Source organism: Pseudomonas sp. GD04158 (assembly GCF_029834875.1).
Classification (GTDB): Bacteria; Pseudomonadota; Gammaproteobacteria; order Pseudomonadales; family Pseudomonadaceae; genus Aquipseudomonas; species Aquipseudomonas hydrolytica.
Genome location: NZ_JAODYT010000022.1, coordinates 55,003 through 65,488, shown reverse-complemented (window position 1 = coordinate 65,488; position 10,486 = coordinate 55,003). Strand labels below are relative to the sequence as shown.

11 protein-coding genes are annotated in these 10,486 nt (G+C 65.6%); all 11 read left to right on the top strand.

Going from position 1 to position 10,486, the window contains the following annotated elements:
• On the top strand, nucleotides 1-320 hold a 320-nt coding region (locus tag N7333_RS11090), incomplete at its 5' end, for an NAD(P)H-hydrate dehydratase (RefSeq protein ID WP_279858830.1).
• Entirely contained in the window at nucleotides 308-775 is a 468-nt protein-coding gene (tsaE, locus tag N7333_RS11085) for a tRNA (adenosine(37)-N6)-threonylcarbamoyltransferase complex ATPase subunit type 1 TsaE (RefSeq protein WP_129481832.1), read from the top strand. The genes N7333_RS11090 and tsaE, both read left to right, overlap by 13 nt.
• Nucleotides 776-785: 10 nt before the next feature.
• Complete coding sequence (locus N7333_RS11080; RefSeq protein WP_198134335.1) at nucleotides 786-2,213, top strand: N-acetylmuramoyl-L-alanine amidase; 1,428 nt, start codon at nucleotides 786-788, stop codon at nucleotides 2,211-2,213.
• Complete coding sequence (mutL, locus tag N7333_RS11075; RefSeq protein WP_177491043.1) at nucleotides 2,213-4,093, top strand: DNA mismatch repair endonuclease MutL; 1,881 nt, start codon at nucleotides 2,213-2,215, stop codon at nucleotides 4,091-4,093. Before N7333_RS11080 ends, mutL begins: the two co-directional genes overlap by 1 nt.
• Nucleotides 4,093-5,067 (top strand): tRNA (adenosine(37)-N6)-dimethylallyltransferase MiaA, encoded by a 975-nt coding sequence (miaA, locus tag N7333_RS11070; protein WP_011920839.1) that lies wholly within the window; start codon nucleotides 4,093-4,095, stop codon nucleotides 5,065-5,067. Before mutL ends, miaA begins: the two co-directional genes overlap by 1 nt.
• 101 nt (nucleotides 5,068-5,168) lie before the next feature.
• The gene (gene hfq, locus N7333_RS11065; protein ID WP_003246510.1) at nucleotides 5,169-5,429 is read left to right on the top strand and encodes an RNA chaperone Hfq; all 261 of its coding nucleotides are present in this window, start codon (nucleotides 5,169-5,171) and stop codon (nucleotides 5,427-5,429) included.
• Between the two features lie 12 nt (nucleotides 5,430-5,441).
• The gene (hflX, locus tag N7333_RS11060) at nucleotides 5,442-6,743 is read left to right on the top strand and encodes a ribosome rescue GTPase HflX (RefSeq protein ID WP_003246509.1); all 1,302 of its coding nucleotides are present in this window, start codon (nucleotides 5,442-5,444) and stop codon (nucleotides 6,741-6,743) included.
• Nucleotides 6,744-6,840: 97 nt separating this feature from the next.
• On the top strand, nucleotides 6,841-8,010 hold the full coding sequence (gene hflK, locus N7333_RS11055) for an FtsH protease activity modulator HflK (RefSeq protein ID WP_011920840.1): 1,170 nt from the start codon (nucleotides 6,841-6,843) through the stop codon (nucleotides 8,008-8,010).
• Nucleotides 8,010-8,879 (top strand): protease modulator HflC, encoded by an 870-nt coding sequence (gene hflC, locus N7333_RS11050; RefSeq protein WP_003246507.1) that lies wholly within the window; start codon nucleotides 8,010-8,012, stop codon nucleotides 8,877-8,879. Before hflK ends, hflC begins: the two co-directional genes overlap by 1 nt.
• Nucleotides 8,880-9,019: 140 nt before the next feature.
• The gene (locus tag N7333_RS11045; protein ID WP_011920841.1) at nucleotides 9,020-9,205 is read left to right on the top strand and encodes a DUF2065 family protein; all 186 of its coding nucleotides are present in this window, start codon (nucleotides 9,020-9,022) and stop codon (nucleotides 9,203-9,205) included.
• 37 nt (nucleotides 9,206-9,242) lie between these two features.
• On the top strand, nucleotides 9,243-10,430 hold the full coding sequence (locus tag N7333_RS11040) for an ATP phosphoribosyltransferase regulatory subunit (protein ID WP_003246505.1): 1,188 nt from the start codon (nucleotides 9,243-9,245) through the stop codon (nucleotides 10,428-10,430).
• Nucleotides 10,431-10,486: the final 56 nt, after the last annotated feature.

The following is a 10,486-nucleotide window of genomic DNA, read 5'->3' as shown; positions in this document are numbered from 1 at the left end:
GGGCGCTGGCCCAGCGCTTTGGTCTGGTGGTGGTGCTTAAGGGGGCGGGCAGTCTGATCGCCGCTCCGGACGGAAGCCTGGCGCTCTGTGATCGCGGCCATCCGGCCATGGCCGGTGCCGGATTGGGGGATGTATTGGCGGGCCTGATCGGCGCCTTGCTGGCGCAGGGCATGACGGCCTTCGATGCCGCTTGCCTGGCGGTGTGGCTGCACGCGCATGCGGGCGAAAATCTCGGCAGGCAGGGGCGTGGGCTGGCTGCTGGCGATCTGCCTGACACCATTCGTCAGTTACTGGAGGAGTTCTGTCCTTGTCTGAGTTGAGACTCGAGGCTGCCGACGAGGCGGCGATGCTTGCCCTGGGCGCGCGTATCGCGCATGCCAGCGGTGGCGTGGGAGTGATCTATCTGCATGGCGACCTGGGGGCGGGCAAGACCACCCTCTCGCGCGGCATGCTGCGCGGCCTGGGCCATGCCGGGGCGGTGAAGAGCCCGACCTTCACCCTGGTCGAACCCTACGAAATCGGTGCGCTGCGCGCCTTTCATTTCGACCTCTATCGCCTGGTCGATCCGGAGGAACTGGAGTTTCTCGGCATCCGCGACTACTTCGAGGGGGATGCACTCTGCCTGATCGAGTGGCCGGAGCGCGGCGCGGGCGTTTTGCCAAAGCCCGACCTGGACATTACCATTAGCCCCCAAGCGGGCGGCCGTTCGCTGTTGCTGCAGGGGCACGGGGCTCGCGGGGATGCCTGGTGCGAGGTCCTGAGCAGCAAGGCATAGATAAGAATCGATGGGGTTGGGTATGCGCATAGGCGCGCTGGTTACCGCTGTGGGAGTGTTGTGGGCGGCCCTGGCTGCCGAGGTGCTGGCTGCCTCCGACGTGCGGGGCGTGCGCCTCTGGCGCGCGCCCGACAACACCCGCCTGGTCTTCGACCTGTCCGGCCCGGTGCAGCACAGCGTGTTCACGCTCGCGGCGCCCGATCGCATCGTCATCGACGTCAGCGGCGCCAAGCTGGCGACCAATCTCGAACAGTTGTCGCTGGCCAACACGCCGATCACCGGCGTACGCAGCGCGCAGCGCAGTGCCGACGATCTGCGCGTGGTCATCGACCTGTCGGCGCCGGTCACGCCCAAGAGTTTCTCCCTGGCGCCCAACCAGCAGTACGGTCATCGCCTGGTGGTGGATCTGTTCGATCAGGGCAGTACTCCGCCCGCGGCCCAGACGCCCAGCGTCGCCGCCAGCGCGCCGCCCGTGCCGGTGACGCCGACCCAGCCACCGCCCAAGCTGACCCCCGTGCCCAACGGCAAGCGTGACATCATCATCGCCATCGACGCCGGTCATGGGGGGGAGGATCCGGGGGCGCTGTCTCCGGTCAAGGGGCAATACGAAAAGCACGTGACCCTGGCCATTTCCCGCGAACTGCAGCGGCAGATCAACGCCGAGAAGGGCTTCCGTGCCGAACTGGTGCGCACCGGCGACTACTTCATTCCGCTGCGCAAACGCACCGAGATCGCCCGCAAGAAGGGCGCCGATCTGTTCGTGTCCATTCACGCCGACGCCGCGCCGCGGGCTTCCGCCTTCGGTGCCTCGGTGTATGCGCTGTCCGAGCGCGGCGCCACCTCCGAGACCGCGCGCTGGCTGGCCGACGCCGAGAACCAGTCCGACCTGATCGGCGGTGCCGGCAACGTCAGCCTGGACGACAAGGACAAGATGCTCGCCGGCGTGTTGCTGGACCTGTCGATGACCGCCTCGCTGTCCTCGAGCCTGAACGTCGGGCAGAAGGTGCTGAGCAACATGGGACGCATCACGCCGCTGCACAAGCGCCGCGTCGAGCAGGCCGGCTTCATGGTGCTGAAATCGCCGGACATCCCGTCGATCCTGGTGGAAACCGGCTTCATCTCCAACCCCAACGAGGCCAAGAAGCTGCATACCGCGAGTCATCAGCAGGCGCTGGCGCGTTCGATCACCTCCGGGGTCAAGCAGTTCTTCCACGAAAATCCGCCGCCTGGCACCTATGTCGCCTGGCTGCGCGACGAGGGCAAGATCGCCGCCGGTCCGCGCGAGCACGTGGTAGCGCGTGGCGAGAGCCTGGCGCTGATCGCCCAGCGCTATCAGATCAGCCTGGCGGTCCTGCGCAGCGCCAACAACCTCAATGGCGACGTGATCAAGGTCGGCCAGACATTGCAGATTCCCGCCACCGCGCTGGCGGCCCAGTAGTGAGCGTTATGTCCCGTATTCATCTGCTCAGCCCGCGTCTGGCCAACCAGATCGCCGCGGGCGAGGTGGTCGAGCGTCCGGCTTCGGTAGCCAAGGAACTGCTGGAAAACAGCCTGGACTCCGGTGCGCGGCGCATCGACGTGGAAGTCGAGCAGGGTGGCGTCAAGCTGCTCAAGGTGCGTGACGACGGCGGTGGTATCGCCGCCGACGACCTGCCGCTGGCCCTGGCGCGCCACGCCACCAGCAAGATTCGTGAGCTGGAAGACCTCGAGGCGGTGCTCAGCATGGGCTTTCGCGGCGAGGCGCTGGCCTCGATCAGCTCGGTGTCGCGCCTGACCCTGACCTCGCGCACCGCCGATGCCGATCAGGCCTGGCAGGTGGAAACCGAAGGGCGCGACATGCAGCCTCGGGTGCAGCCTGCGGCGCATCCGGTCGGCACCTCGGTGGAAGTACGTGACCTGTTCTTCAATACTCCGGCGCGGCGCAAGTTCCTGCGCGCCGAGAAGACCGAATTCGATCACCTGCAGGAAGTGATCAAGCGCCTGGCGCTGGCGCGTTTCGACGTGGCCTTCCACCTGCGCCACAACGGCAAGACGGTGTTCGCCCTGCACGAGGCCGGCGACGAAATCAGTCGCGCGCGCCGCGTCGCCGCCGTGTGCGGCCCGGCCTTCCTCGAACAGGCGCTGCCCATCGAGATCGAGCGCGGCGGCCTGCGTTTGTGGGGCTGGGTGGGCCTGCCGACCTTCTCGCGCAGCCAGGCCGATCTGCAGTACTTCTACGTCAACGGCCGCATGGTGCGCGACAAACTGGTCGCCCACGCGGTGCGCCAGGCCTATCGCGACGTGCTGTTCAACGGCCGCCATCCGACCTTCGTGCTGTTCCTGGAGATCGACCCGAGCACGGTGGACGTCAACGTGCACCCCACCAAGCACGAGGTGCGTTTCCGCGACAGCCGCATGGTCCATGACTTCCTCTACGGCACCCTGCATCGTGCCTTGGCCGATGTGCGCCCGGAGGATCAGGTCGCGGCGCCGGCGGCGGTCATGCCCATGGTGCGAGCCACGGGGCTGGCGGCGGGCGAATTCGGCCCGCAGGGGGAAATGGGCCTGGCCGCCAGCGTGCTGGAAACGCCCGTGGCCAACCCGCAGCCGGCCTGGCGTGGCGCCGGGGCTGGTTATCAGCAGCCGGCCGGCAGTCCCGGGGTTCCGGTCGCCGAAGCGCAGGCGGCCTATCGCGAATACTTCGCGCCGCTGCCAGGGGCGCAGCCCGCACCGCTGCCACAGGAGCAGGGCGACATTCCGCCGCTCGGTTATGCGGTGGCGCAGCTCAAGGGCGTCTATATCCTCGCCGAGAATGCCCAGGGCATGGTGGTGGTGGACATGCACGCGGCGCACGAGCGCATCACCTACGAACGCCTGAAGCAGGCCATGGCCAGCGAAGGCCTGCGCGGTCAGCCGCTGCTGGTGCCCGAGTCCATCGCCCTCAGTCAGCGCGAGGCCGACTGCGCCGAAGAGCACGGGGAATGGTTCCAGCGCCTGGGCTTCGAATTGCAGCGCCTGGGTGAGGAAACCGTGGCGATTCGCCAGATTCCGGCCCTGCTCAAGCAGGCCGAGGCCACCCAGTTGGTGCGCGACGTGCTGGCCGATCTGCTCGAATACGGCACCAGCGACCGCATTCAGGCCCATCTCAACGAGCTGCTGGCGACCATGGCCTGCCACGGCGCGGTGCGCGCCAACCGGCGTCTGACCCTCCCCGAGATGAATGCGCTGCTGCGTGACATGGAGCAGACCGAGCGCAGCGGCCAGTGCAACCACGGTCGTCCGACCTGGACCCAGCTGGGCATGGACGATCTCGACAAGCTGTTCCTGCGAGGTCGCTGATGGCTGCCGCGCTGCCTCCGGCCATCTTCCTGATGGGGCCGACCGCTGCCGGCAAGACCGATCTGGCCCTGGCGCTGGCCCGCGTGCTGCCGTGCGACCTGATCAGCGTGGATTCCGCACTGGTCTATCGCGGCATGGATATCGGCACCGCCAAGCCGGACAAGGCCGTTCTGGCGGAGTTTCCCCACGCCCTGATCGACATTCGCGACCCGGCCGAGAGTTACTCGGCGGCGGAGTTTCGCGCCGATGCCCTGGCCGCCATGGCCGAAAGCGCCGCGCGCGGGCGCATTCCGCTGCTGGTGGGCGGCACCATGTTGTATTACAAGGCGTTGCTGGAAGGCCTGGCGGACATGCCCAGTGCCGACCCCGTCGTGCGCGCCGAGCTCGAGGCGCGCGCCGCCGTCGAAGGCTGGGAGGCGCTGCACCGGGAACTGGCCGAGGTCGATCCGCAGTCCGCGGCGCGCATCCATCCCAATGACCCGCAGCGTCTGACCCGCGCGCTGGAGGTCTATCGCGTCAGCGGAATGAGCATGAGCGAGCACCGCCTGCGTCAGGCCGCGGGAAATCCCGAAGGGGGCACATCGGCCAGCGGGCAATTACCCTATACTGTTGCTCAGCTTGCTATCGCGCCGGCGCAGCGCCAGATTCTGCATGAGCGCATCGCACAACGATTTCAGGCGATGTTGGAACAGGGTTTCGTCGAAGAGGTCGAAGCCCTGCGCAGTCGAAGTGACTTGCACGCGGGATTGCCGTCTATACGGGCGGTAGGCTATCGCCAGGTCTGGGAGTACTTGGACGGCAAGCTGTCACGGGAGGAAATGGTCGAGCGCGGCATCATTGCCACTCGGCAGTTGGCCAAACGTCAGTTCACCTGGTTGCGGGGATGGGGCGATCTGCAGTGGCTGGACAGTCTGGCCTGCGACAATCTGCCTCGCACCTTGAAATACCTGGAAAGCGTCTCCATATTGAAATGAGACCTTGCCGCTGGCCGTCTATCCTTGGGGGTGGGGCGGCCTGATGCCATTGTTTACTTACTAAAAATTATTGAAATTGATCCTTGAAAGGAGTGCGGCACATGTCAAAAGGGCATTCGCTACAAGACCCTTACCTGAATACCCTGCGTAAGGAACGCGTCCCTGTTTCCATCTATCTGGTCAACGGCATCAAGCTGCAGGGCCAGATCGAGTCCTTCGACCAGTTCGTCATCCTGCTGAAGAACACTGTCAGCCAGATGGTCTACAAACACGCCATTTCCACCGTCGTGCCCAGCCGTCCGGTGCGCCTGCCGAGCGCTGGCGACTCCGAGCAGGCCGATGCCGAGCCGGGTAACGCCTGATAGGGGGCTGCATTGTTCTTCGAGCGTCATGAGGGCGGTGAGCGGGCCATCCTGGTTCATCTGGAAGGCCAAGACTCCGAGGCGAGCGAAGACCCCCAGGAGTTCCAGGAGCTGGCCATGTCGGCGGGCGCCGACATGGTCGCCTTCTTCAGCGTGCCCAGCAGCCGTCTGACCGCCAAGTACCTCATCGGTAGCGGCAAGGTCGAGGAGCTGCGCGACCAGGTCAGGGCCATCGAGGCCGAACTGGTCATCTTCAATCACACCCTGACACCGAGCCAGGAGCGCAACCTCGAGCGTGCGTTCGAATGCCGCGTGCTCGATCGTACCGGGTTGATCCTCGACATCTTCGCCCAGCGCGCGCGTACCCATGAAGGCAAGCTGCAGGTCGAACTGGCGCAGCTCGATCACATGAGCACGCGCCTGGTGCGGGGCTGGACCCACCTCGAGCGGCAGAAGGGCGGTATCGGTCTGCGCGGGCCGGGTGAAACCCAGCTGGAGACCGACCGTCGCCTGCTGCGCGTGCGCATTCGCCAGATCAAGCAGAAGCTCGAGAAGGTGCGCAGCCAGCGTGAGCAGGCTAGGCGCGGGCGCAAGCGTGCCGACATCCCTTCGGTGTCGCTGGTGGGTTACACCAACGCCGGCAAGTCCACGCTGTTCAATGCCCTGACCGCTTCCGAGGTCTATGCGGCCGACCAGCTGTTCGCCACGCTCGACCCGACCCTGCGCCGGCTCGAGCTGGATGACCTGGGGCCGATCGTGCTGGCCGATACCGTGGGTTTCATTCGCCATCTGCCGCACAAACTGGTCGAGGCCTTCCGCGCTACGCTGGAAGAATCGAGCAATTCCGATCTGCTGCTGCACGTGATCGACGCCCATGAGCCCGAGCGCATGGCGCAGATCGAGCAGGTGCAGGCGGTGCTCAAGGAAATCGGCGCGCATGAATTGCCGATGCTCGAGGTGTACAACAAGCTGGATTTGTTGGAAGGTGTCGAGCCGCAGATTCAGCGCGATGCCGATGGCAAGCCGCAGCGAGTCTGGTTGTCGGCCCGAGAGGGGCGTGGTCTGGAGTTGTTGCGTCAGGCCGTGGCGGAGCTGTTGGGCGAAGATCTGTTCGTCGGTGTGCTGCAGCTGCCACAGCGTCTGGGACGGCTGCGTGCGCAGTTCTTCGAGCTGGGGGCGGTGCAGAGCGAGGGGCACGACGAGCAGGGGCAGAGTTTGCTGTCGGTACGTCTGCCGCGGATCGAGCTCAATCGCCTGGTGAGTCGCGAAGGTCTGGAGCCTCAGGCCTTCATCGAGCAACATACTTTGCAATAAAGCCTGGGGCGGCGGCTTTGCCGTTACCAAGGGGCTTTCGGTAGCATTGGCCGGCGCGCCGTGGGCGCGCCTTCGCTTTATCAGTACGGAGAACGCTATGGCTTGGAATGAGCCGGGTGGCAACTCGAACAATCAAGACCCTTGGGGCGGCCGCAAAGGCGGTGGCCGGCAGGGGCCGCCGGATCTCGACGAAGCGTTCCGCAAGCTGCAAGAAAGCCTCAATGGCTTGTTCGGTGGTGGCAAGAAACGTGGTGACGACGACTCCGGTCGCAGTGGCGGCGGTGGTGGCTTCGGCCTGCTGTTCGTCGGTCTCGGCCTGCTGGCCGTGGTCTGGCTGTACAGCGCCATCTATGTGGTGGACGAGCAGGAGCAGGCCGTGGTGCTGCGCTTCGGCAAGTACCACGAAACCGTCGGTCCGGGCCTGAACATCTATTTCCCGCCGATCGATCGCAAGTTCCAGGAAAACGTCACTCGCGAGCGCGCATACAGCAAGCAGGGCGCGATGCTGACCGAGGACGAGAACATCATCGAAGTGCCGCTGACCGTGCAGTACCGCGTCAGCAACCTGCAGGACTTCGTGCTCAACGTCGACCAGCCGGAAGTCAGCCTGCAGCACGCCACCGACAGCGCCGTGCGCCACGTGGTGGGCTCCACCGAGATGGACCAGGTGCTGACCGAGGGTCGTGAGCTGATGGCCAGCGAGGTGCGCGAGCGCCTGCAGCGTTTCCTCGACAACTACCGCACCGGTATCACCATCACCCAGGTGAACATCCAGAGCGCTGCGGCGCCGCGTGAAGTGCAGGAAGCCTTCGATGACGTGATCCGTGCCCGTGAAGACGAGCAGCGCGAGAAGAACCAGGCCGAGTCCTACGCCAATGGCGTGATTCCGGAAGCGCGCGGTCAGGCCCAGCGTCTGCTGGAGGAAGCCAACGGTTATCGTGACGAAGTCATCGCCCGCGCCCAGGGTGAGGCCGACCGCTTCACCAAGCTGGTGGCCGAGTACCGCAAGGCGCCCGAGATCACTCGCGAGCGTCTGTACATCGACACCATGCAGGAAGTGATGAGCAACACCAGCAAGGTTCTGGTGACCGGCGACAAGGGGCAGAACAACCTGCTCTATCTGCCGCTGGACAAGATGATCGACAGCCGCGGCGGCTCTTCCGCCGGCAGTGCTTCGAGCAGCAGTGGCAGCATGAGCCGCGATCCTGCCGTACCGCTGAGCAGCGATATGTCCCAGCGTAACCTGCGTACCCGGGAGAGCCGTTGATGAGCAACAAGTCCCTGATCGGCCTGATCGTGGCCGTGGTTCTGGCCCTGGTGGCGTGGAACAGTTTCTACATCGTGGCGCAGACCGAGCGCGCGGTCATGCTGCAGTTCGGTCGTGTGGTCAATCCCGATGTGCCGCCTGGTCTGCATGTGAAGATTCCTTACGTCAACCAGGTGCGCATCTTCGATGGTCGCCTGCTGACGCTGGATTCGACCTCCTCGCGCTTCCTGACCCTGGAGAAGAAGGCGCTGATGGTCGACGCCTACGCCAAGTGGCGGGTGAAGGATGCCGAGCGTTTCTATCAGTCCACCTCCGGCATGAAGCAGGTCGCCGACGAGCGCCTGGCGCGTCGTCTGGAAGCCTCGCTGCGTGACCAGTTCGGTAAGCGCACCCTGCACGAGTCGGTGTCCGGCGAGCGTGATGCGCTGATGGCCGACGTGACCGCGACCCTCAATCGCGCCGCCGAGCGTGAACTGGGTATCGAGGTGGTCGACGTGCGGGTCAAGGCCATCGACCTGCCGCGTGAAGTGAACCGCAGCGTGTTCGAGCGCATGAGCACCGAGCGTGAGCGTGAGGCGCGCGAGCACCGCGCCAAGGGGCGTGAGCTGGCCGAAGGTATCCGCGCCGATGCCGACCGTCAGCGCCGCGTACTGCTGGCCGAAGCCTACCGTGAAGCCGAAGAGCTGCGCGGTGACGGTGATGCCCAGGCTGCCGCCATTTACGCCCGTGCCTTCGGCCAGGATCAGGAGTTCTACTCCTTCTACCGCAGCCTGCAGGCCTACCGCGAAAGCTTCGCGGACAAGCGCGACGTGCTGGTGCTGGACCCGGGCAGCGATTTCTTCCGCTACCTGGAGAAATCCAAGCCTTAAAACCGCTGCAAGCCGCGAGCTGCAAGCCACAAGTTCAAGCCTGGCGCTCACTTGTCGCTTGAAGCTTGTGGCTTGAGCCTTTTAGCGTGGTATCATGCGGCAGCCGGGAAAATCCCGGCTTTTTTGCGTCTGTGGGAATCATGTGGCAGGAACTCGGCATCGCACTGTGTCTGGTACTGGTGCTGGAAGGCATCCTGCCCTTCCTCTATCCGCGCCACTGGCGCGGAGCGGTCTTGCTGGCAGCTCGCCTGCCCGACCGCCGACTGCGCCTGATGGGGCTGGCCAGCATGCTGCTGGGTACTGCCCTTCTATATCTGCTTCACTGAAGGCTTGTGCCGCCCGGATCAAGAGGGGAATGGCGAAATGGCAACGGTAGACCGCTGGCTGCTGCCAGATGGCATCGAAGAAGTACTGCCGCCGGAGGCGGCGCGCATCGAGGCAGCCCGCCGTCAGGTGCTGGACCTGTTTCAACGCTGGGGGTACGAGTTCGTCGTCACCCCGCATATCGAATACCTGGAATCCCTGCTGACCGGTGCCGGTCAGGATCTCGACCTGCGTACGTTCAAGGTCACCGATCCGCTGTCCGGTCGGCAGATGGGCTTTCGCGCCGACATCACGCCGCAGGTGGCGCGCATCGACGCCCACACCCTGCGCCGCGAAGGGCCGAACCGCCTGTGCTACGCCGGCAGCGTGCTGCATGCCCAGCCGCGTGCACTGACCACTTCGCGCAGCCCGATCCAGCTCGGCGCCGAGCTATACGGCGACGCCAGCCCGGCCAGTGACATCGAGGTGATCAGCCTGCTGGTCGAGACCCTGGAGCTGGCCGCGGTACCGGACGTGCACATGGACCTCGGTCATGTCGGCATCTACCGTGGCCTGGCGCGGGCCGCCGGGCTGTCCGGCGAGGTCGAACAGCAGCTGTTCGATGCGCTGCAGCGCAAGGCCATGGACGAGATCGAGGCGCTGACTGCGGCGTTGCCGGCCGGGCTGGGCAACATGCTGCGCTCGCTGGCCGAGCTGTGCGGCGGTCGTGAAGTGCTGGATCTGGCTCAGGCCGCGCTGGTCGAGGCGCCGGATGCGGTGCACGCCGCGCTCGATGAGCTGGTGGCCATCGCCGATGCGCTGGAGCTGCGTTACCCCGAGCTGCCGCTGTATTTCGACCTGGGCGAGCTGCGCGGCTACAACTATCACACCGGTGTGGTATTCGCCGCGTTCGTCCCGGGCGAGGGCGGTGCCATCGCTCAGGGCGGTCGTTACGACGATACCGGCGCGGTATTCGGCCGGGCGCGCCCGGCAACCGGTTTCTCCACCGACCTGAAGACCCTGGTGACGCTGGGCGACATGCGCCTGGACGAGGCGGTCCGCGGCGTGTGGGCGCCGGACAATCATGATCTCTATCTGTGGCAGGCCGTGCGTCGCCTGCGCAGTGAGGGTGAGCGCGTGGTACAGGCGCTGCCCGGACAGAGCGAGGCGGATGCGCGCGAAGCAGGCTGTGACCGTCTGCTGGCCCTGCGCGATGGACGTTGGCAGGTGGCGCCCCTGGCGTCCTGAATTCATTTTCGCCGGCCCGCGGCCGGCATCGAAGCTTGCGCGAAGAGGACAAGTTT